Genomic DNA, 20,217 nt, shown 5'->3' with positions numbered 1-20,217 from the left:
CTTTCAAACGGGGGCGCAGCGCCGGATTGCGCATTTTTCCCATCGCCATTGAAGCGCCCCAACATCCCGCCCATCTGCTGTTATCTGAATGTCAACGGAGCGAGCCATGAAACCCCTTTTCGCTGGCGCCTTGTTTTGCGCCCTGCTTTCCACCGCCGCCCTCGCGGCGCTCAAGGATGGCGACCCCGCTCCGGACTTCACCTTGCAGGCGGCGTTAGCCGGCAAGAGCTTCACCTTCAGGCTGTCGGAGGCGCTGAAAAAGGGCCCCGTGGTCCTTTATTTCTACCCGAAGTCCTTCACCAAGGGCTGCACCATCGAGGCGCATGATTTCGCCGAGAACGCCGAGAACTTCGCCGCGGCGGGCGCATCGCTGATCGGCCTGTCGTCCGACACCATCGAAACCCAGATCGACTTTTCCTCGAAAGAGTGCCGCGACAAATTCCCGGTCGCCGCCGATCCCGACGCCGCCGTCATTCGCTCCTATGACGCCCTGCGCACCAAGCCCAGCGCCTCCGGCGCCATGGTCGCCGACCGGATCTCCTATGTGATCGCGCCCGATGGCAAGATCATCTACGCCTATCAGGATTCCGCGCCCGAAAAGCATATCGAAAACACCCTGGCGGCCGTGCGCCAGTGGCGCGAACAGCACAAGCCCTGACTTTGCGGGCATGTCGCGATTTTCGCGCCGTGCGGGGTTGCGCGCAGGCAAAAGTCCCGACATAATACTATTTAGTCGATAGGCTTTATGTAAATCTTACCTAATCCAGGAACCCTCATGCGCAAGATTTTGCCGCTTCTTCTCCTCTCCGCAACCTTCGCCGCTCCCGCCCTGGCCCAGACGCCGGCGGCGGCGCCTGCGCGGGCCGCGTTTGTCTATAATTACAAGACGCCCGAGCTGCATCGCGCCGCCATCGACGGCCTGCTCGCCGATCCCAGCCACGTCCTGTTCATCGATCTGCGCCGTCCCGACGAGATCTCCAAGATCGGCACCTTCCCCGTCTATCTGAATGTCCAGATCGACGAGCTGGAAAAGAACCTTGCCTTCATCCCGAAGGATCGCCCCATCGTCACGGTCTCCAACCATGCGGGCCGCGCTGGAAAAGCGGGCGACCTGCTGAGCGAGAAGGGCTTCAAGGTCGTCGGCGCCGTCGGCTCCCAGGTTTACGAGCAGGAAGGCGGGACCATCGTGAAGATCGTCGCGCCGCCGCCGCGCGAAGCCGCTGTCCAGACCGCTCCCGCCGCGCCCAAACCCTGATCGCGGCGAAAGCGCCGGAGACGCCAAAATGAACGACAAGAAGAAACTGACGCAGGCCACCGATTTCCATCCCGAGGTGCTGCGGCTTTTCGACAAATATGTGCATGGGCTGACGTCCCGGCGCGGCTTTCTGAAGGGCGCGTCGACCTATGCGGCGCTCAGCGGGGCCACCGCCATCGAATTGCTCGACGCGCTGAACCCGCGCTTCGCCGCCGCGCAGAAAATCGCGCCGACGGATCCCCGCATCAAGACCGAATTCGTCGAGATCGAATCGCCCCTGGTTTCGGCAAGGTGCGTGGGCTTCTGGCGCGCCCCGCCAAGGCGGAAGGCAAGCTCCCGGTCGTCCTCGTCATCCACGAGAATCGCGGCCTCAATCCGCATATCGAGGATATCGCGCGGCGGCTCGCGGTCGATAATTTCATCGCCTTCGCGCCCGACGCCCTCTTCCCGCTGGGCGGATATCCCGGCAATGAGGACGCCGCGCGCGAGCTTTTCACCAAGCTCGACCAAACCAAGACCCGCGAGGACTTCATCGCCGCCGCCAATTTCGCGCGCGCCCTGCCCGACGGCAATGGCAAGCTGGGCGCGGTCGGCTTCTGCTACGGCGGCGGGATCGTCAATTTCCTGGCGGTCAGCCTGCCGACGCTCGCCGCTGGCGTTCCCTTCTATGGAGCGGCGCCGCAGCTCGACAAGGTCGCCGACATCAAGGCCGAGTTGGCTCTGCAATTCGCGGGCAAGGATGAGCGCATCAACGCTGGCTGGCCCGCCTATGAGGCCGCGCTGGAAAAGGCCGGCGTCAAATATCAGGCCTACATCTATCCCGGCGTCGAGCACGGCTTCAACAACGACACCACCCCGCGTTTCGACGAGGCGGCCGCCAAATTGGCCTGGGAGCGAACCCTTGCTCTCTTCAACCGCGTTTTGCGCGGCTGAAATCGAAACAGATCAAACCACAATCGAAGGAGTTTTCTAAAGATGATCTCGCATGTGTCGAAGCGGCGCCGCGCCGCCATTTTAGGCTTGGCGCTCGCTACGAGCGCCTGCGGCGCGCTGGTCGCGGAGGCCCAGAACGCGCCCGCACCGGCCCCCGCCCCTGCGGCGGCGCCTGCCCCTGCCGCCGGCGGCGCTAACGCCGCCCGCCAGGCCGCCGATGTCCGCAAATCCATTTTCAAGCTGATCGGCGCGAATTTCCGTCCGCTCGGCGCGATCCTGAAGGACGGCGGCCCCTATGACGCCGCCGAAGTCAACAAGCGCATCACCCGCGTCCTGTTCCTGTCCGGCCTGCTGAACGAGGCTTTCCCTGAAAACTCGAACATCGGCGAGCCGGACACCAAGGCCAAGCCGGAAGTCTGGACCAAGCACGCTGAATTCCAGAAGAGCCTGAAGGATTTTCAGGACCATCTGGTCGCGCTGTCCGACATCAACGAAAAGGACAAGGGCCTGACGGATTCGTTCAAGACCGCGCTCGGCGCGGTCGCACAGGACTGCAAGTCCTGCCACGACGAGTTCAAGCTGAAATAAGGCGGCCTCCCCGCGCCCGGCGTCCTCCCGCGCTGGGCCCGGCCTCGGACGGGCGCAACTGTATCGCCCCACGGGCGCGCCCGTCCGGATCTCTCAAACCCAAGACCTTCCAACCCAAGCGCAAGCGCGACGTCCATGACCTCCTATGAAGAATCCCTGAACTCCGTCTCGACCGCGCAGGAGCCCGCCGTGGCGGAGCGGCAGGTTTGGGATCTGCCGGTGCGGATTTTTCACTGGTCGCTCGTCGCCGCCATCGTGACGGCTTTCGTGACCAACAGGCTGGGCGTCGCTTATTTCAAATATCATGTCTGGTCCGGCTACGCCGTCATCGTGCTGGTCGCGTTTCGCATCGTCTGGGGCCTCGTCGGCACGCGCCACGCGCTGTTCCGGAATTTTTTACGCGGCCCCTCGGAAACCCTGGCCTATGTGCGCGATCTGGCGGCGGGCAAGGACGCCCATTATCCCGGCCATAATCCGCTGGGCGCGCTGATGGTGCTCACGCTGCTTGGCGCGCTGGCGGCGCAGGCCGTGCTGGGTCTGTTCGGCAATGACGAGATTTTCAACGTCGGGCCGCTCGTGGGGTATGTCACGAAGGATTTCAGCCTTGAGGCGACCTCGATCCACCGCAAGCTGTTCTACTGGCTGGCGGGCGCCGTGGCGCTGCATGTTCTGGCGGTGATCGGCCACAAGATTTTCAAGAATGAAAATCTGGCGCGCGCCATGATCACGGGGCGCAAGCCGCAACACGTCGTGCCCTCCGGGGAAGCGATCCGGGGGTCGCGGACCTGGCTTGCGGTTTTGCTGGTTGTGGGTTTGGCCGCCATTCTCGTGGTCATCGTCACCCACGCCCCCTCGGCGGCGGCGGACGCGGCGGAATTCTGAGAGCGCGCCGGTTCAATTTCAACGCGCCAATGATTTTTCGCGCCCGCTCTCTAAGCAGCGGCGCCAGTTCGTCGAGCCCGGCGATGGCGTTGACAGTCGCGGCGAGCGGATGCCCCTTGCGGCGTCGGTTCAGCCACACGCCATCCAGCCCCGCGCGACGGGCCGCGACGGCGTCCAGATCACAGCGATCGCCGACATAGATAGCCTCGGCGGGCGCGACACCCAAGGCCTCGCAGGCGCGCAGGAAAATCGCCGCGTCCGGCTTGGCGGCGCCCGCCTCTTCCGAGGTCAGGACGATTTCAAAACACGACAGCAGGCCCAGCGACGCCAGCTTGCGCCTTTGCTCCCGGGCGGCGCCGTTCGACAGCAGCCCCAGGCGAAAGCCTGACAAGGATTGGAGACAGGGCAAGACGTCGTCGAACAAAATCCAGCGGCGCTCATATTCCGCAATGAATTGCCCAAGAATTTCATCGACCGCACCAACGCTCAGCCCCTGCCCGACGGCGTCGCGCACCCGGGCGCGCCTTTGCTCCGCGAAACTGATTTCCCCGGCGAGGTAGCGGCTGTAGTGACGCTCTGACGCGTCGGACCAATTCCGGTGGAACTCGTCGAGCGAGGCGGCGAGCCGAAAGGCCGCGTGGACATGATCGACCGCCTGACGCATCGCCTTCCCATGGTCGAGCAGGGTGTCGTCAAGGTCGAACAAAACGACGGTCGGGCGCCCCGGGCGCGCATCAGGCCCAAGCGGCATGGCGCTAGAACCGCGCCTTGTCGGGCTTATAGGTGTCGTGGCAGCTCCGGCACGCTTTCGAGACGTCGCGGGCGGTTTCGGCGGCGGAATCGAAATTCTGCGCGTCCAGATCCTTCACCACGGCTTCGAGCAATTGCAACCCCTGCCGCGAGATCTCGACCGCGTCGGGCGTGTTGCCCTTCTTCGTGAAATAATCTTCGGTATAGGTGAAGCCACGGCGCAATTCCGCGACATCGTCGCGCGCCGCCTCGGCGTTCTGCCCGGAGATATCCGGCTCAAAATTTTTGAGCGCGCGGTCGATATCGTGCATCAGATCGTCGTCGTAATCCTTGAGATCGATCGTGACGCGTTGGGCCAGAACCGGCGCTGCGCCGATCATCGCGGCCAGCGTCGAAAGCATCAGCATTTTCCGCATTTGAGCCTTGATTTCCCGTCTGTGAATTGCGTTCGCTCCCGGCAGGACGCCAGGCGAAGAAACGCCTGGAAGGATGACCTTCCAGGCGGCCTTGGTTTCGGCGCTAATTTTCTCAGGCGATCAGCTCACGCACGACGTCGCCATAGACGACGGTCGGGCGCTCGCGGCGGCCGCCACGGAGATAGGTCACCTTGAGGTGGTCGAGGCCCAACAGGTTGAGAACCGTGGCGTGGAGGTCATAGGTGTCGACACCGGTCCCGATCGAACGCAGGCCGATCTCGTCGGTCGCGCCATGGGTATAGCCGGCCTTCGAACCGCCGCCCGCGAGCCACTGCGTGTAGCCCCAGGGATTATGGTCGCGCCCGTCTCCGGACTGGCCGTAAGAAGTGCGGCCGAATTCCGAGGTCCAGACCACCAGCGTGGTGTCGAGCAGGCCGCGGTCCTTCAGGTCCTGCAGCAGGCCGGCGATGGGCTTGTCCACCTTTCGCGTATGCGCGCCATGGTTCTTTTCGAGCGCCGAATGGGCGTCCCAGTTGCGATCCACGCCGCCAGTATCGGCTACAGGGCCCGACACCACCTGGATGAAGCGGACGCCGCGTTCGACAAGGCGGCGGGCGCGCAGCAGGTTCGTTCCATAACCCTTCGTGGCATTGTCGTTGAGGCCGTAAAGCTCCTTGGTCGCGTCGTTCTCCTTGGCCAGGTCAATCGCTTCCGGCGCCGATTTCTCCATGCGATAGGCGAGTTCATAGGAGCGCGCGCGGGCCTGAAGTTCGGTGTCCTCGGGACGCAGGGCCGAGCGATGATCGTTCAGCGCCTTCAGCAGGTTCAGCTCCTCGCGCTGCTGCGGGTCCGAGACCAGTTCAGGATGTTCGAGATCGATGATGGGCGAATCGCCGGGACGGAACGCGGTGCCCTGATAGACCGCCGGCAGGAAGCCGGAGCTCCAGTTGACGGAGCCGCCGGTCGGCTCGCGATTGCCGTCATAGAGCACGACATAGCCGGGCAGATCGGGATTGGCCGCGCCGAGCGCATAGGCGACCCAGGCGCCGAGCGAGGGGCGGCCCGGCTGCACATCGCCGGTGTTGAGTTTCAGGATCGAAATGTCATGCGTCGCGCCGACCGTCTTGCTGTTCTTGATGAAGGCAATCTTGTCGGCGTGCTGGGCGATGTTCGGCAACAGGTCGGAGAACCAGGCGCCGCTCTGGCCATATTGTTTCCAGCTGCGGTTCGAGGCGTAGAGCTTGCCGACGCCGCCCTGGGTCGAGGTCTTGATGCCCTGCAGGAAGGAAGCCGGCACTTCCTGACCGGCGAGGCGGATCAATTCCGGCTTGTAGTCGAACAGGTCGAGCGTGCTCGGCGCGCCATCCATGTGCAGCCAGATCACCGATTTCGCCTTGGCGGCGAAATGGGGGTCCTTCGGGGCGAGCGGATCGACCAGCGAGGCGGCGCTGGCGGCGAAAATGCCGCCGCCCGGCATCATCGAGCTGAGGGTGAGGCCCCCGAGTCCGAAGCCGGTCCGAAACAGCATCTGGCGTCTTGATTGATTGGTCATCTGGGCAGTCCTTGTTCTCGAATTTGCGGAAAATCAGAAGCGGTAGACGAAGTCGTTGGAATTCACGACGGTGTGGACGAGATCCACGAAAGCCGCCGCGCGGATGGGATTGGGGTTCTCGTCTTCCTTCAGCGCGATCGGCTGGGCGAGCGAGAACTTGCCGTCGAAGATTCTTCTGGTGATGACCTTCTGATGATCGTCAAGGAAGCGGGTCAGAGCCGCCTTCTCGTAATCGTCGGCATCGCGGCTGAACAGAATCTGGAAGAGGCGGTTGAACTGCGCCGTCTCGTCCGGTCCCGCTTCCTGGATCACGCGGCCGGCGATCGCCTGCGTCAGCTGGAACACCGCGTCGTCATTGATCAGCGCCAGCGCCTGCAACGGGGTCGTCGTCACTTCGCGGGTGCTGTGGACCTGCTGTGTGTTTGGCGCGTTGAAGGCTTCGAGCAGCGGATAGGGAACGCTGCGGCGCGTGAAGATGTAGACGCTGCGGCGATACCAATCCTTGGGATCCTTAGACACCTGCCAGGCCTGACCGGCGCCAAGATTTGCCGGGACGGGAGGGAACACGCTCGGGCCGCCGACGCGATCCTCCAGCTTGCCGGACGCAACGAGCAGCGCGTCGCGGATTTCCTCGGCCTCAAGGCGCTGGCGCGGGAACACCGCCAGAAGCTTGTTGTCGGGATCGGCCTTCGCCACTTCCTCGCGGGGCTCGGAAGACTGGCGATAGGTGTTGGACAGCAGGATCTGGCGATGCAACGCCTTCACGCTCCAGCCATTTCCGGCGAAGGAATCCGCCAGATAATCGAGCAGTTCCGGATTGGTCGGACGATCGCCCGCCTTGCCGAAATCACTCACCGTGCGGACGATGCCATAGGAGAAATACTGGCTCCAGACGCGGTTGGCGTAGACGCGGGAGGTCAGCGGATTTTCCCTGCTGGCGACCCAGTTCGCCAAAGCCGAACGGCGTCCGGACGAAGTGGCGGTCGGCGTGATGAACGGCGCCTTGTCAGTCAGCGCGGCCGGAAAGGCCGGCTGAACTTCGTCGGTCGGCTTTTCATGGCTGCCGCCCGCGAAGATGAAGGTCGGCGGCGAGTCGGCGTGGCCAAGCTCTTCGACGGCGGTGAAGGTCACCGAGCCCTTGGCGGGCTTCTGGTTGTCGGCCTTCCTGAACTCCGTCGTGAGCCGCTGATATTCTTCCCAGCGCGCCTTGGCTTCGGGGCCGTAGCCGGGCGCTTCCTTGTCCTCGGACGCATAGCGCAGATACGCCGCGCCGATGATGTCGTCATTGGTGACATTGTGATTCACGAGGCGGTGGTTCACCCAGCGGTCGAGCGGGTTCCAATCCTTCTCGGGCTTGAAGACAGCTTCGCGGCTGTCCGTCAGATAGCGCTCCTTGTGATATTTGAGCGCCACTTCCTTGACCGGGGCCAGCAGGGCCGCGCGCCGGTCCTGAAGCTCCTTCACGCTATCCAGATATTTCTGCAGGTTCTTCAGATAGGCTTCTTCCGCCCTGCCCTTCTGGACTGGAAAATCCTCGGTCGTGCTGGTGTTCGCGAAGAAGGCCTGGAGCGAATAATAGTCCTTCATCGTGAATTTGTCGGTCTTGTGATTATGGCAGCGCGCGCAGCCAATCGTCGAACCGAGAATCGAAGAGCCCACCGTATCGACCATGTCGGTGGTGATCTGGTATTTCCTCTGCACCAGATCGCGCGAATTGGGATTGTCCGGATAGCCCGTCAGGAAGCCGGTGGCGATATGGGCGTTCTGATCGCCGGGGAATAATTCGTCGCCCGCCAACTGCTCCTTGATGAACAGGTCATAGGGCTTGTCCGAATTGAAGGCGTTGATCACGTAATCGCGGTAGCGATAGTAGTTTTCGCGCGTCGCATCGCCCTGGAAGCCGGCGCTGTCGGCATAGCGCGCGAGGTCGAGCCAGCGCCGCGCCTGACGCTCGCCGTAATGCGGCGAGGCGAGCAGGCGATCCGCCAGCTTCTCATAGGCGTCCGGCGACTTGTCGTTCACAAAGGCCGCGACATCTTCGGGCGAAGGAATCAAGCCCCAGACGTCGAGGGTCGCGCGACGGATAAAGGCTGCCCGGTCCGATTCGCGCGAAGGCTTGAGGCCTTTCGCTTCGATCTTGGCGAGAACGAAAGCGTCGATCGGATTGCGAACCCAATCCTTTTGCGCGACCTGCGGCGCCGCGGGCGCCACCACTGGCACTGTGGACCAGTGCGGCGCGGCGGGAGCCGGAGCGGCCGCTACGACGGCTGGCGCAGAAGCGGAGGCGGTTGGCGCAGCAGAAGCGGAGGCGGCTGGCGCAGCAGGAGCGGAGGCGACGCTCGCGGGAGCGGCGGCGGGAGAAGAACCAGGCGGGGTGGCGGACGGCGCGCCCCTTGAGGCGGCGAGCAGCGCGGCGGCGCCGGAAGCCGGGGCTGATGCCGCAGCGGAAGGCTTCGGCGCCGTCGCAACGGCGGATGAATCGGCCTGCGCGACCGGCGCCGGCAAGGCGGTCAAGGCTCGGGCCAAAGCGTTCAGCGCCTCTGCGGAAGCGGCGAGCGCCTTGATGGAGGCCGCGCGCGCCTCGGCGGCGACCTGCTCTGGCGTTAGCGCGGCGGCTGGCGGAGGAGCGGCTTGCGCGAAGGCCGACTTCTCAACCGCCCACAATGGCGTGAGCGATGTGAAGCTGAGCAGGACGATCCCCAAGGCTTTCACTCTGTTCGTTTTCATAGGCTGTATCTCACCTCATCAAAAATCGCGTTCGGCAGGCGCGCGCCGGAACTATCTCCGCCGTCGCCGCTTGCTCGGATACCGGCTCAGAATCCTATTATCACGATAGGAATACTTTCATTTTTCGTTTTTGACAATCGGGCTTCGCGCCAGGAAATGAGATTCGTCGATGCCTCCGGCGGTTGCGGCCGGACGCGACGGCCATGGCAAGGCCCAAATTGGATGTCCTGCGCGTGCACGCCCCCCGCTTAACCCCTATGAAAAGACGCGTGAAATCCCGACCTTTCGTTAAAAATATGAGCATTCCTACCGCTGAATCACGCCTTCCGGCGAGCGGGCGCGCTGTTGCCTTCCCGCAACGCAAAATGGCGACGCAAAATATTTGCGCCATTTTTTAGTCATCATTGGTTGACTCAGAGTCTGAACCAAAATCATACTATGTTGATAGGAAAAATATCCAATGCCCAACCGGCGCTCCGACGCGCCCTCAGGGGCCATTGGCTGGCGTATTGAAATCTGGGGGTCAGAATGCGTAATTGCTTAGCTCGGCGGCGACAGGCTCTGTTGTCTGGCGTCCGGGCGTTTCCCATCGCCTTTCTTGGCGGAGTCGCCGCGCTTCCGGCTTTAGGATTGGCGTTCGCGGCCCATGCGCAAACGGCGCAACCCGAGCCGGCCGCCGCCGCGGCGGCCGCGCCAGCGGCGCCCGGCGCGACGATCAATCCAACCTCGGCGGTCATCGAAGAGGTGACGATCACCGCGCGCGATCGCGCCGAAAAGGCGCAGGACGTGCCGCTGCCCATTTCCGCGATCGGCGAAAAGACCATCGACACTCAGCATATCGAGAAATGGTCGGATATCGTCCAGCGCGTTCCGAGTTTCACGCCAAGCGTGACAAACCCCCGCACCAGCGCCAACGGCTTGCGCGGCATCACCGGCATTTCAGGCGGCGCGGACGGCTCAGAGGGCGACGTCGGCCTGATCGTCGACAATGTGTTCTATACCTATATCGGCTTTTCCTGGCTGACGCTCTACGACATCAATTCGGTGCAGGTCGCGCGCGGACCGCAAGGCACCCTGCTGGGCAAAAACACGACCACGGGCGCCGTGATCATCAACACCAACACGCCGAGCTTCACGCCGCAGACGACGACCGAAACCACCTTCGGCAGCCGTCGCCTGGCCGAGGAAACCTTCACGACCACCGGCCCGCTCATTCCCGACAAGATCGCCTATCGCGTCTCGGTTTTTGGCGCGAAACAGGACGGCTGGCTGCCTAACCTATATGGCAACACCAACCTCAAGGGCCAGGACACCAACCGCTGGGGCGTCCGCGCGCAATTGCTCGGGACTTTCGACAATTTCACCGATCGTCTGATCTACGAGCATTTCGCCACCAACGAAACCAATAACAGCAACGGAACCTGGAACGACGGCTGGACCAAAAATTTCAATGGGCAGTCCCGCTCCATCACCGCCACCAACCCTAGCGGCGTGGCCAAGACGTTCAACAATCCCAACCAGGCGCTTGCCTGGCTCTATCCACAATATGCGTCGCGCATCGCCGCCCAGCCTTTCGCGACGGTCTATACCAATATTGGCAGCATCATCACGCACACAGATGGCTTCTCGAACCAGCTCGATGCGCAGATCGGCGACCTGACCTTTACGTCCGTTTCCGCCTTCCGCCACTTCGACTTCCACCCGAACAACAGCGACGGCAATTACGGCCTCTATAACTACATCAACAACATCAGCGGCTATGACGTCGGCGCGAACCAATATTCGCAGGAATTACGGCTGTCGTCGCCGACGGGCGGCACTTTCGAATGGACGGGCGGGTTTTATTTCCTGAAAGAGTCGATCACCTCGAATAATCGCCAGCAATATGGGTCTGACGCGGTCGGCCTGCTGCAGAGGAACACCACCAACAAGGGCCTCAATTCCTCCTCCATCCTGAACGGCGTCGAAGCCAATCTCTACGGCACGGCGGGAATCACCACGCTCGCAGGCTTCCTTCAGGGAAATTATCACTTCGATGAGCACGCCAATCTGACACTTGGCGTCCGCAACTCCTACGAAGAGCGCACAGCCTCCGATCGCGGCTATTATTTCGGCGGCGCTACGCTTCCGGCCAACCTGACAAACGTCCGAACCAATTACGTCATCTCGTCAATTGGCGGCACGAATTTCTATCAAGAAGACAAGCAGGATACGGATTCGATCTCGTTCCTGATCAACCCGTCCTACAAATTCAATGACAACATCACCGCTTATGTGAATGTCGCGCGCGGCGTGAAATCCGGCGCGGCCAATACGGCGGCTGTGCCGATCTACTATCAGAGCGCGAGCCTTTCCGCCGCCAACAAGGTCTTTCCCGTGGTCGGCGGCATGCCAATCATCACAAAGCCCGAGGTCGCTCTCGACTACGAGCTCGGCTTCAAATCGAACTGGTTTGATAACAGGCTGCAGGTCAACGCCAACATCTACCTGAACGACATCACCAACTTCCAGGCCACGCTGGCGCGCTGGTATACTTATACCGACACCTCCGGCAATCTGAACACCATCAACAAATCCTACCTCGGCAATATCCCGTATGTGCGTCTGGCAGGCTTCGAACTCGATGGACGCTATTCGCCCTTCGAGAATTTCTGGATCAACTTTGCCGGCGCCTATAATGGCGCGTGGTACATGGACTTCCCCAACGCCGCACCGCCAGCCGACTACGCCGCCGCCTACCCGACTGCGCAGCTCAACCTTTCGGGCGGCACGCGCATTCCCAACGTGACGCCAATCTCGTTCACGTTGGGCTTCAGTTACGAGCACCATCTGGGGAGCTATTTCGGCACGGAGTTGAAAGGCTATATCTACGCCAACGAGTTCTTCAAAAGCGCGACGCAGTTCTCGCTTAGCTCGGCCTATACCAATTACGTGCTGTCGCAGAGCGCCTATGGGATCACCAGCCTTGGCTTCGGACTGAAGACGCCAAATGACGCATATGACCTGGCTATCTGGGCGAAAAACCTGTTCAACAAGCAGGCGCTTAGCACCCAAAGCCTGTCGACCAGCGTGAGCCTGGGCGGCGTCTCCTATATCGAGCCGCTGACGATTGGCGTCACTCTGCGCACCAAGCTCTGAAACCACGCCTAACCTGCTGATCCGGCGCCCGGTCTCCCCGGGCGCCGTTTCTTTCCGACGTCAGGGCGAAGAAGACCAACCGTGCGGCGCGAAACATTTCATCTTCCCACCCTGCTGCTCGCGGCGGCCGTCCTTGCCTCTTCCGCTCGCGGGGAGACGATTGCCGGCGATGCGGCGCGCGGCAATATTCGCTCGAAGGCCGAGCAGTGCCAAGAATGTCACGGCGAGGCAGGGATCAGCACTTCCGAGCATTATCCGAAACTGGCCGGGCAACTCAGCGCCTATCTGCGCAAGCAGCTGAACGATTTCCAATCCGGTGCACGCAAGAGCGAGATCATGACCGCCATGGCCAGCGGCTTGTCGCAGCAGGATATCGCCGATATAGCCGCGTTTTTCTCCGCCGCCCCGCGCTGGGACGCCGAAGAGGCCGAATTCAGCGCCTCGGGCCGGACGCTTTATGAAAGCGGCGATTACGCGCGCGGCCTGCCCGCCTGCCAAGGCTGCCATGGCGAGAACGGAACCGGCGAAAATGGGTCCGGCGAGATCGGCGCCGACAACAAGGCCCCCGCCCCTATCATTGGCGGTCAGCGCCAACTCTACCTGACCAGCCAGCTCCATCTGTGGAAAGTCGGCGAGCGCGAAAACAGCCCCGGCGGAGTGATGAATGAGGTCGCTAGAAAGCTTTCCGACGCCGAGATCGAACAGCTCGCCAGATTCCTGGCTGGCCAGCGGACAAATCGTTGAAACTATGAGCACAACCGCGCTTGACCTTTATATTACATTGTTTCTATAGTTTTTATAAATTAATCTGTGGAGTCTCCCGCGATGAACGCGAAACATGCCGAAGGTCCGCCCGTCACCGAGCAGGATCTCACCCTGGTGATCGCAGCCCGCCTGCGCGCGAAAACCAGACTGGACGGCGTCAACCTTGCAAAGCTGGCCGATCTTACCGGTGTTGAACGCCACCATCTGGACGCCGTCGCCAATGGCCAGCGCGCGCCGAGCATCGATGTGCTCTGGAAGATCGCCAACGCGCTCGATGTCCCCTTCGGCAGCCTGATCGCCACGCCGCGACGCGGCGGCGCCGCGATCATCCGCCGGTCCGACGACAATGTGTTGGTGTCGAGCGGCGGCGCGTTCCAGTCGCGCGCCCTGACGGCGTTCGGCCTTCAACCGCGCGTCGAGATTTACGAGCTCGTGATCGCGCCCGGCCATCTGGAACAGTCTCAGGCGCATGCGCCGGGAACGTCCGAGAATCTTCTGGTGGTGAGCGGCACGCTGGAAATCGTGACGGGCCGGGAGCCGGCCTATCGCCTCGGGGCCGGCGACGCCATTCATTTCGACGCCGACGTGCCGCATTCCTATCAGAATATCGGCGACGCGCCCGTTCGCGCGCATCTCGTCCTCGCCTATGAGGACCCGCGCGGCCTCTGACGCCCGCCGCGAAGAACGCATAAAAAAGCCGGAGGTTCGGGCCTCCGGCTTTTTTCATTTGCAACGCAAGTTCATTTCGCCGGGGCGGCTACCGCCGAAGCCGCGGCCGGAGCCGATTGTCCCGGCGCCTCCGACACCAGCGCCACCTTGGTGAAGCCGGCGCTGTTGATCAGGCCCATGACTTCCATGACCTTGCCGTAATTGATGTTGCGATCGCCGCGCACATGGATGCGGCGCTCCTTGTCGTTCTCGGAATTGGACGTCAGCGTCGGCAGCAGTTTGTCGCTGTCGATCGCCGTCTGGTCGATGAAGAAGGAGCCGGTCGCATCGATGCTGACGACGATCGGCGGCTTCTGGTCATTGAGCTGCTTGGCCTGCGCCTTCGGCAGGTCGACCGGCACGCCCACCGCCATCAAGGGCGCCGCGACCATGAAAACAATCAACAGGACCAGCATGACGTCGACCAGCGGCGTCACATTCATGTCGGCCATCGGCGCGACATCGCCCCCGCCGTCCTGATTACGCAACGCGAAGGCCATTGCGCTCCCCTTTCTTCGACAGCTGACGGGACAATTCGATTTCGAACACGCCGATGAAGCTCGAAACCTTCTTGGCGTAATTGGAAATGTCGGTGCCGATACGGTTGTAGAAAACCACCGCTGGAATGGCCGCCACCAGGCCGAGCGCCGTCGCGAAAAGGGCTTCCGCGATGCCGGGCGCCACAACCGCCAGACTTGTATTGTTAGACGCCGCGATGCCCTGGAACGAGGTCATGATGCCCCAGACCGTGCCGAACAGGCCGACGAAGGGCGAAACGGCGCCAATGGTCGCCAGACTGCCGAGCCGCGATTGCAAATGGCCGAGCGCCGAGGCGCTGGCGAGGTTGGCGGCGCGATGCACACGCTCCTGCACCGCGTCGCGCTGCGCTTCCGTGGCGATCAGATCGGCGGAGCGGGTATATTCGTCAGCGGCTGCCTTGTAGACCTGCACCAGCGGATCGCTGGGCGAAGTCTGTGCGAAATCCACCGCCAGATGCGACAAGGGCAATTCCTTCTGGATGCTGTTGATGAGGCGGCTGGCGCGCGAATTCAGCACCTTCAGGCGAATCTCCTTGTCCAGGATCACCGCCCAGCCCCAGGCGGAAGCCAGGACCAGCAGCACCATCACCGTTTTGACCACAGTGTCAGCCTGAAGAAACAGATCGACGGGGGAAAGGCTATGCGCCACGCCCGCCGCGGCGTTTGAAACTGGATCGCTCATATCGGGTCCTTGCATTGCGTGTTGGATGGAGCCGGGTCCTCGCCCGGCCTGATGTCGAATTAGCGATAGGCGAAATTGATGACGCCCGAGAGGGCCGCCGGCCGGCCGGGCGGATCCACCGTGCCGATGCGCCCACCGAGCCGCGAGGCGACCCCGTCAAAGGCCGGGTTGCCGGAGGGCGTTATGCTGAAGGAGGTGATATGGCCGGAAGCGTCCACCATCACCCGATAGGAAATGCGGGCCGAACGCGGCTTCTGCGATTCCGGATAGGCGTTGGCCGCCGCGCGCGCCAGGCGCATATGGATCTGGTTGGCGATGGCCGACGGCGTCGCGCCAGCGGGAACAGGCGCGGCGCGGACAGGCGCGGCGGCGACGGGACGCGGCGTTGCCGGAGCCTTGTGCTCCACCGGCTTGGCCACGGGCTTCGGCTTGGGCTTCGGCGGCTCGATCGCCTTCGGCGGTTCGACCGGCGCGACCGCCGGCTCGATGGCTGCCGGGGGCGGCGGCGGCGGCTCCTCGACCTCGGGCTCCGGAGGCTTGATCGCCTCCGGCTCCGGCGGCTTCGGCTCTTCCACCGCGGGCGGCGGCGCCTCCATCACCAGTTCCATCGGCTCTTCCGCCGGCGCCTGCTGGGGCGTTGTTGAATAGGTCAGCGCCGCGGCCAGAATCAAGGCATAAACCCCGACGGCGACGGCCTCGGCGATATAATTCTGGCGGGCGCTCTTGAGCGTCAGCAGGTTCTGCGCTCCGGAGGGCGCCGAAAAGCTTTCTGTCTGTGGAATGGCCGACCGGGCCGAAAGTGTTGGCGCAAAGGCTGCTGTCATCGCGGGACCTGTGATGTAGGCGCGGGCGTTTAATAACCTATATAATCCATCGGATTTAATGGCAAGAATTTTCGACGCCGTTTTGAGGCGCCGCAAAAACCCGCGAGCAGGGCCTGCGAACAATGGGCAAAAAGCCAAAGCGCATTTGCGTCGCCGCTTCATCAAACCGCGTGATTCCGGGGAATTTTTCTCTCTATTGCGGGGAGCAATGGAAAATTTGACGCCGCGCGGCTATTTATGCGGTAATCGTCCGGTCAAGAATCGCGACTGCCCAGGCGCGGATTTGATCGCAGAAACCCTTGTCGCCGATCTGGAACGCCATGTTATCGAACAAAGCGAAATATGGGTTGAAGGCCCTGATACACCTCGCGGGCCATGACGGCGTCAGCCTGGCCGCGACAATTGCCGAACAAAACAACATTCCGCGCAAGTTTCTGGACGCGATTCTGCTTGAACTGACAAAGGCGGGCATACTCTCCAGCAAGAAGGGCAAGGGCGGCGGCTATCAGCTGGCGCGTCCCGCGGACGCCATCACTGCCGGCCAGATCATCCGAATCCTCGACGGGCCGCTCGCGCCGATCGCCTGCGCGAGTCGCACCGCCTATCGCCCCTGCCACGATTGCCCCGATGAAAACGCCTGCGCGGTGCGCGACGTCATGCTCGACGTCCGCGATTCGATGGCGCTGATTCTCGACCGGACCTCCATCGCCGCCATGCGGGCGCGCGGCCAACGCGGCGCCGCGCCCTTGCGGTGAATATTTCTATAATTCCTATCTTTATAATATTATTATAGCCTCTATAATGCGTGCGGATTTTCCCCAAGAGGCCCGCACTCAAAAGAGGATCGCACTCAAATGCAAGCAGGATTCCGCCTCATCGCCGCCGCCGCGCTGGCGACCGCTTTCGCACTCCCCGCCCAGGCCGAATTGCCGGCCAAAAAATACCTGCCGGCGGCGCTGGCGGCGACGATCGCGCAAACCGCCTATGAGACCTGTCTGCAACAGGGCTACCACGTCTCGATCCATGTGGTGGGCGACGAAGGCCAGTCGATCGCCGCCCTGCGGGGCGATGGAACCTCGCCGCACACTTTCGAGAACAGCCTGCGCAAGGCCTATACGGCGCGGACCTTCCGCTCGCCTTCAGGCGATTTCGCACAGAGGGTGAAGGACAATCCAACCACCGGCGCCGTCCATCTCGCTGGCGTAATCGCCGCGCAGGGCGCGCTCCCGATCAAGATCGGCGACGAAGTGATCGGGGCCGTCGGCGTTTCCGGAGCGCCCGGCGGCGAAAAGGACGAGGCCTGCGCCAAGGCGGGGATCGAAAAGGTCGCCGACCAGCTCAAGTAAATTCCCGACTCCCCCGTGCGGGCGGGGCCGCGCTCTGAAGGCCGAGCGCGGCGTCGGCCGCGCCGGGCTGCGCCAAAGGCGCCGGAATCCGAAGCGGCGCGAGCGCTTTGATGATATAAAGCGCCGGAAACGATCGGAACAAAAGCCAGATGGCCCATCGCCTCAAGCACGCCCTGTTGACCTTCGCCGCGGTCGTCTTTCTCATCGAGGCCTGGCTGTGGGACAAGATGATCCTCCTTGGCCGATGGGCCGCCCGCCATATTCCCTGGCGGGAATTCAAGGACACCGTCGCACGTTTGATCGAGCGCCTGCCGCCCTATGGCGCGCTGCTGCTGTTCCTGATTCCCATTGCCGTCATCGAGCCGCTGAAGATCGTCGCGGTGGACCAGATCGCGCATGGTCGCCTGTTGCGAGGCGCCCTCGCCTTCATCGTGTTGAAATTCGTCGGTCTCGGCCTCATTGCCTTCATCTTCGATCTCACGCGCGAAAAACTGCTTACAATCGGCTGGTTCGCGCGCTTTTACGCCTTCGTGATCTATTGGCGCGACAAGGCCCACGACTTCGTCGCGCCATATAAGGCGGCGGTCATCGCCCGCCTCTCGGCGCTCAGGCGCAGCATCGACGCGGCCGCCGGCAAGGGCGGGCTGATGGGGATGCTGGCGCGTCTGCGCGCGCGGGTTCGCAAGGCGCAGAACTGACGCCGCTTGCCTATGCGCTCAGAGCTTCGATGATGGCGCGATAGGCCGGGAAGGTCAGCGGATCATTGTGCCGGTTCGCCGCCAGCGGGAAGCTGGCAAAGCGCGCGATGACGACCTCGGCGACGGGATCGACATAGAGGCTCTGCCCGTGAATGCCCCGCGCCAAAAAGGCGTCATGCGCATCATGCGTCGCCCACCACATGTTGCGGTAGGAAAATCCCGGCAGGGTCGAATAGCCCGCCGCCTTGAAATGGGTGCGGTCGCCGCCCCGACGAATGTCGGCGACAACCGCAGCAGGCACGACCTGCCGCCCGTTTGCGGCGCCGTCGTTGCGCATCATTTCGCCGAAGCGGGCGAGATCGCGCAAACTCGCGGCAAAGCCGCAGCCCGCCGCTTCCGAGCCTGTTCCATCGACGAGAAAAAAAGCGTCGGATTCGGCGCCGATCCGCGACCAGATCCGCGCGGAAACGAGATCGGCGAGAGACTGACCGGTGACGCGCTGCAAGATCCATCCGAGAACCTCGGTGTTGACGGTCTTGTAGTCGAAGGCTCGGCCATGCTCGCCTTGTTTGCGCAGCCCCGTCAGATAGGCGCGGAATCCTTCCGGGCCGTCGTAGCTTTCTGGGCGCGGAAACAGGCCGCCAGCCCGCGCATAATCCCAGATTTCGGCATCGGGATTGGCGTAATCCTCGCGATAGGCGACGCCGATCAGCATATCGAGGATCTGGCGCAGACTCGCGTCACGATAGGCCCCCTGCGAAAGCTCCGGCACATAATATGGCGCGAGCGCATCGGGATCGAGAGCGCCCTCATGGATGAGCGTTGCCGCAATGGTCCCAACCACGGATTTGGTGACCGACATGCAGATATGCGGCCGATGCGCCGCGCCCTGGCCCGCATAGGTCTCGTGAACGAGACGTCCTTTGTGAAGCACGATGAAGCCATCGGCATGGGTTCGCGTGAGGCTTTCCGAGAGCGTCAGCCGTTCGCCGTCTCCTTTGACAAAGGTGAGCGCGCCCAGATGGCGCGGCGCGCTTTCCAAAGAAACAACCGGGCCATCGCCACGCGCGACCTCTTTTGTCGGCCCCAGTTCGCGCGCATGATTGAAGGCCCAGCGCAATTGCGGAAACTGGAAAAGGCCGGCGTCCGCAAAACCGCCCGGACATTGCGCCGCTGCGGGCGAAGGGCTCCGGGCGAAGGCGCCAGCCTTGGCCGCAAGTGGCTTATTCACGAGAATGCTCCTCGGCGGGACGCCACGCCTGCGCTCGTCTCAGCCCGCGACGCGAGCGGAGGCTGGCGCGACATGCCCTCGAGTCGACGCGACGACGAGTTCGGCAGCGTCCTGCGCAGCATCGATGGAAGAAAAATACTGGCCGTCGATCGCATCGAAGATATGACTCGCGCCATAAAACCGGCAGCCCGCGCGCTCGCTTACGATCATGCCGACCGGGTGGTTTTCAATTTCAATAAAACTGGTCTCGATCATCTGGATGCCCTCGCTCAAATGAGGATGCGTGTCACGCCAGTCTGATACATGCGGGTGTAAATCCTGCGCCAAATAGAATGAATGTCAAACAGAATGAAACAGCGAATTAATTCTCGAAATTAATTTGTAATACACGCAACAATGGCCGGATATAGAACTATTTTCTTCCTGAACAATTTTCTACGCTTAAAATGGCGAACGCCGGTCAAATCTTTTTATCTTGTCGCCAGGGCCGGAAAATTCTTTCCGCCCCGGCTCCGGGCGTAACCGAATGAGCGGAATAAGCGCTTGCCGCGCTGCCGAATTTGCGCAAAGCGCCCAAGAAAAAGACATGAGAGAATGTCGGAGAGAAAAGGCCTCGGCGCGCTGTGGCGGTCCTCCGCGTTCCGACTAAGGAGAAACCCTTAAGGGTGATTGCGATCTTACCCAATGTCCGCGCGGCTGCTAGTTGGACTCCATGGCGCGGCGGCCCAGGTCAGTGCGCGTCGACTTGCGGAGGATTCCATGGCCCTGAATGACGATCTCCAATCAGTCTACAAGAACCAATTAGAAATGGCTGCGTCACTTGCACGCAAGCTCGCGGGAAACGCCAGCAAGATCGTCAATGAAGTCCAGGATATTACCGCTACCTCGGTGCAGGCGCAGGCCGCCTTTGAGCTACTCCCCATTGGTTGGACAAATTCCGGGGTGATTTAAGCTACTCGCTGGGCCTGCTGGTCGGTTTCAATGGCGTTCCAATAAACCACGGCAGGCGGCTGCCCGCCATGGGCGGCGTGAGGCCGCTGGCGATTGTACAACCCGATTTGAGAAGACCCACGGGACCGTTAGCCGGAAGGTCTTGTACGCGCTTCACCCCTGGTTCGGGCAGGACGTGTTCGTCCATGCCGTGATTGACAAAGCCAACGCGGCGGTTTTCCGCTGCACCTTG

21 protein-coding genes and 1 pseudogene are annotated in these 20,217 nt (G+C 62.3%); 13 read left to right on the top strand and 9 right to left on the bottom strand.

Annotated elements, in window-relative coordinates; all coding sequences use genetic code 11:
• Positions 1–106: 106 nt before the first annotated feature.
• The 5 genes and pseudogenes from QZ409_RS03940 (at position 107) to QZ409_RS03920 (ending at position 3,658) form a co-directional block, all read left to right on the top strand.
• Positions 107–658 (top strand): peroxiredoxin, encoded by a 552-nt coding sequence (locus QZ409_RS03940; RefSeq protein ID WP_296707277.1) that lies wholly within the window; start codon positions 107–109, stop codon positions 656–658.
• A 117-nt stretch (positions 659–775) separates the two neighbouring features.
• Positions 776–1,255 (top strand): rhodanese-like domain-containing protein, encoded by a 480-nt coding sequence (locus QZ409_RS03935; RefSeq protein WP_296707276.1) that lies wholly within the window; start codon positions 776–778, stop codon positions 1,253–1,255.
• A 46-nt stretch (positions 1,256–1,301) separates the two neighbouring features.
• Positions 1,302–2,188: pseudogene (locus tag QZ409_RS03930) on the top strand (dienelactone hydrolase family protein).
• Between the two features lie 42 nt (positions 2,189–2,230).
• Positions 2,231–2,776 (top strand): cytochrome c, encoded by a 546-nt coding sequence (locus tag QZ409_RS03925; protein WP_296707275.1) that lies wholly within the window; start codon positions 2,231–2,233, stop codon positions 2,774–2,776.
• Between the two features lie 135 nt (positions 2,777–2,911).
• Entirely contained in the window at positions 2,912–3,658 is a 747-nt protein-coding gene (locus tag QZ409_RS03920; protein WP_296707274.1) for a cytochrome b/b6 domain-containing protein, read from the top strand.
• On the opposite strand, the gene QZ409_RS03915 is transcribed toward QZ409_RS03920, so the two are convergent.
• The 4 genes from QZ409_RS03915 to QZ409_RS03900 form a co-directional block, all read right to left on the bottom strand.
• Positions 3,615–4,364, bottom strand: a complete 750-nt coding sequence (locus tag QZ409_RS03915) for an HAD family hydrolase (RefSeq protein ID WP_296707273.1) — start codon at positions 4,362–4,364, stop codon at positions 3,615–3,617. The two genes, QZ409_RS03920 and QZ409_RS03915, sit on opposite strands and share 44 nt — an antisense overlap.
• Before the next feature lie 49 nt (positions 4,365–4,413).
• Positions 4,414–4,809 (bottom strand): hypothetical protein, encoded by a 396-nt coding sequence (locus QZ409_RS03910; protein WP_296707272.1) that lies wholly within the window; start codon positions 4,807–4,809, stop codon positions 4,414–4,416.
• 127 nt (positions 4,810–4,936) lie between these two features.
• Positions 4,937–6,376 carry a DUF1501 domain-containing protein gene (locus tag QZ409_RS03905; RefSeq protein ID WP_296707271.1) on the bottom strand — a complete coding sequence of 480 codons (1,440 nt, stop codon included), beginning with the start codon at positions 6,374–6,376 and terminating at the stop codon, positions 4,937–4,939.
• Between the two features lie 33 nt (positions 6,377–6,409).
• Positions 6,410–9,103 carry a DUF1549 and DUF1553 domain-containing protein gene (locus QZ409_RS03900; protein WP_296707270.1) on the bottom strand — a complete coding sequence of 898 codons (2,694 nt, stop codon included), beginning with the start codon at positions 9,101–9,103 and terminating at the stop codon, positions 6,410–6,412.
• 528 nt (positions 9,104–9,631) lie between these two features.
• Here QZ409_RS03900 and QZ409_RS03895 point away from each other — a divergent pair.
• The 3 genes from QZ409_RS03895 to QZ409_RS03885 all read left to right on the top strand — a co-directional run bounded on the left by QZ409_RS03895 (position 9,632) and on the right by QZ409_RS03885 (position 13,675).
• Complete coding sequence (locus QZ409_RS03895; RefSeq protein WP_296707269.1) at positions 9,632–12,241, top strand: TonB-dependent receptor; 2,610 nt, start codon at positions 9,632–9,634, stop codon at positions 12,239–12,241.
• A gap of 81 nt (positions 12,242–12,322) precedes the next feature.
• On the top strand, positions 12,323–12,985 hold the full coding sequence (locus QZ409_RS03890; RefSeq protein ID WP_296707268.1) for a c-type cytochrome: 663 nt from the start codon (positions 12,323–12,325) through the stop codon (positions 12,983–12,985).
• Positions 12,986–13,066: 81 nt separating this feature from the next.
• The gene (locus QZ409_RS03885) at positions 13,067–13,675 is read left to right on the top strand and encodes a cupin domain-containing protein (RefSeq protein ID WP_296707267.1); all 609 of its coding nucleotides are present in this window, start codon (positions 13,067–13,069) and stop codon (positions 13,673–13,675) included.
• 71 nt (positions 13,676–13,746) lie between these two features.
• Here the strand turns inward: QZ409_RS03885 and tolR are convergent, their stop codons facing one another.
• The 3 genes from tolR to QZ409_RS03870 are packed head-to-tail and all read right to left on the bottom strand — an operon-like array spanning position 13,747 to position 15,759.
• Positions 13,747–14,214, bottom strand: coding sequence for a protein TolR (tolR, locus tag QZ409_RS03880; protein WP_296707266.1), 468 nt, complete (start codon positions 14,212–14,214; stop codon positions 13,747–13,749).
• Positions 14,195–14,935: a tonB-system energizer ExbB gene (gene exbB, locus QZ409_RS03875; RefSeq protein ID WP_296707265.1), complete on the bottom strand. Its 741-nt coding sequence runs from the start codon at positions 14,933–14,935 to the stop codon at positions 14,195–14,197. Before exbB ends, tolR begins: the two co-directional genes overlap by 20 nt.
• A 59-nt stretch (positions 14,936–14,994) precedes the next feature.
• Entirely contained in the window at positions 14,995–15,759 is a 765-nt protein-coding gene (locus QZ409_RS03870; protein WP_296707264.1) for an energy transducer TonB, read from the bottom strand.
• Between the two features lie 58 nt (positions 15,760–15,817).
• Here QZ409_RS03870 and QZ409_RS03865 point away from each other — a divergent pair, with 58 nt between their 5' ends.
• The 4 genes from QZ409_RS03865 to QZ409_RS03850 all read left to right on the top strand — a co-directional run bounded on the left by QZ409_RS03865 (position 15,818) and on the right by QZ409_RS03850 (position 17,803).
• A complete protein-coding gene (locus QZ409_RS03865) occupies positions 15,818–16,138 on the top strand; it encodes a hypothetical protein (protein WP_296707263.1) in 321 nt (106 codons plus the stop codon).
• The gene (locus QZ409_RS03860) at positions 16,080–16,514 is read left to right on the top strand and encodes an Rrf2 family transcriptional regulator (RefSeq protein WP_296707262.1); all 435 of its coding nucleotides are present in this window, start codon (positions 16,080–16,082) and stop codon (positions 16,512–16,514) included. Before QZ409_RS03865 ends, QZ409_RS03860 begins: the two co-directional genes overlap by 59 nt.
• Positions 16,515–16,613: 99 nt before the next feature.
• Positions 16,614–17,105, top strand: coding sequence for a heme-binding protein (locus QZ409_RS03855; protein WP_296707261.1), 492 nt, complete (start codon positions 16,614–16,616; stop codon positions 17,103–17,105).
• Positions 17,106–17,254: 149 nt separating this feature from the next.
• The gene (locus QZ409_RS03850; protein ID WP_296707260.1) at positions 17,255–17,803 is read left to right on the top strand and encodes a hypothetical protein; all 549 of its coding nucleotides are present in this window, start codon (positions 17,255–17,257) and stop codon (positions 17,801–17,803) included.
• Positions 17,804–17,813: 10 nt separating this feature from the next.
• Here QZ409_RS03850 and QZ409_RS03845 read toward each other — a convergent pair whose 3' ends face one another.
• Positions 17,814–19,034 carry a serine hydrolase gene (locus QZ409_RS03845; protein WP_296707259.1) on the bottom strand — a complete coding sequence of 407 codons (1,221 nt, stop codon included), beginning with the start codon at positions 19,032–19,034 and terminating at the stop codon, positions 17,814–17,816.
• Positions 19,035–19,073: 39 nt separating this feature from the next.
• On the bottom strand, positions 19,074–19,289 hold the full coding sequence (locus QZ409_RS03840; RefSeq protein WP_296707258.1) for a hypothetical protein: 216 nt from the start codon (positions 19,287–19,289) through the stop codon (positions 19,074–19,076).
• Between the two features lie 504 nt (positions 19,290–19,793).
• Between QZ409_RS03840 and QZ409_RS03835 the strand changes: the two genes are divergently transcribed.
• Positions 19,794–19,985, top strand: coding sequence for a hypothetical protein (locus QZ409_RS03835; protein ID WP_296707257.1), 192 nt, complete (start codon positions 19,794–19,796; stop codon positions 19,983–19,985).
• Positions 19,986–20,217: the final 232 nt, after the last annotated feature.

Origin of the sequence: Rhodoblastus sp. (genome assembly GCF_019449565.1) — a bacterium.
GTDB lineage: Bacteria > Pseudomonadota > Alphaproteobacteria > Rhizobiales > Beijerinckiaceae > Rhodoblastus.
Note: the sequence above shows the minus strand (reverse complement) of the source record. Positions and strands in the feature narration are given on the sequence as shown.

What these genes read in the sequence shown, in the direction of transcription:
- QZ409_RS03940 (WP_296707277.1), top strand. Translation starts at nt 107, where the DNA reads ATGAAACCCCTTTTCGCTGGCGCCTTGTTTTGCGCCCTGCTTTCCACC.
- QZ409_RS03935 (WP_296707276.1), top strand. Translation starts at nt 776, where the DNA reads ATGCGCAAGATTTTGCCGCTTCTTCTCCTCTCCGCAACCTTCGCCGCT.
- QZ409_RS03925 (WP_296707275.1), top strand. Translation starts at nt 2,231, where the DNA reads ATGATCTCGCATGTGTCGAAGCGGCGCCGCGCCGCCATTTTAGGCTTG.
- QZ409_RS03920 (WP_296707274.1), top strand. Translation starts at nt 2,912, where the DNA reads ATGACCTCCTATGAAGAATCCCTGAACTCCGTCTCGACCGCGCAGGAG.
- QZ409_RS03910 (WP_296707272.1), bottom strand. Translation starts at nt 4,809, where the DNA reads ATGCTTTCGACGCTGGCCGCGATGATCGGCGCAGCGCCGGTTCTGGCC.
- QZ409_RS03905 (WP_296707271.1), bottom strand. Translation starts at nt 6,376, where the DNA reads ATGACCAATCAATCAAGACGCCAGATGCTGTTTCGGACCGGCTTCGGA.
- QZ409_RS03900 (WP_296707270.1), bottom strand. Translation starts at nt 9,103, where the DNA reads ATGAAAACGAACAGAGTGAAAGCCTTGGGGATCGTCCTGCTCAGCTTC.
- QZ409_RS03895 (WP_296707269.1), top strand. Translation starts at nt 9,632, where the DNA reads ATGCGTAATTGCTTAGCTCGGCGGCGACAGGCTCTGTTGTCTGGCGTC.
- QZ409_RS03885 (WP_296707267.1), top strand. Translation starts at nt 13,067, where the DNA reads ATGAACGCGAAACATGCCGAAGGTCCGCCCGTCACCGAGCAGGATCTC.
- tolR (WP_296707266.1), bottom strand. Translation starts at nt 14,214, where the DNA reads ATGGCCTTCGCGTTGCGTAATCAGGACGGCGGGGGCGATGTCGCGCCG.
- exbB (WP_296707265.1), bottom strand. Translation starts at nt 14,935, where the DNA reads ATGAGCGATCCAGTTTCAAACGCCGCGGCGGGCGTGGCGCATAGCCTT.
- QZ409_RS03870 (WP_296707264.1), bottom strand. Translation starts at nt 15,759, where the DNA reads ATGACAGCAGCCTTTGCGCCAACACTTTCGGCCCGGTCGGCCATTCCA.
- QZ409_RS03865 (WP_296707263.1), top strand. Translation starts at nt 15,818, where the DNA reads ATGGCAAGAATTTTCGACGCCGTTTTGAGGCGCCGCAAAAACCCGCGA.
- QZ409_RS03860 (WP_296707262.1), top strand. Translation starts at nt 16,080, where the DNA reads ATGTTATCGAACAAAGCGAAATATGGGTTGAAGGCCCTGATACACCTC.
- QZ409_RS03855 (WP_296707261.1), top strand. Translation starts at nt 16,614, where the DNA reads ATGCAAGCAGGATTCCGCCTCATCGCCGCCGCCGCGCTGGCGACCGCT.
- QZ409_RS03850 (WP_296707260.1), top strand. Translation starts at nt 17,255, where the DNA reads ATGGCCCATCGCCTCAAGCACGCCCTGTTGACCTTCGCCGCGGTCGTC.
- QZ409_RS03840 (WP_296707258.1), bottom strand. Translation starts at nt 19,289, where the DNA reads ATGATCGAGACCAGTTTTATTGAAATTGAAAACCACCCGGTCGGCATG.
- QZ409_RS03835 (WP_296707257.1), top strand. Translation starts at nt 19,794, where the DNA reads ATGGCCCTGAATGACGATCTCCAATCAGTCTACAAGAACCAATTAGAA.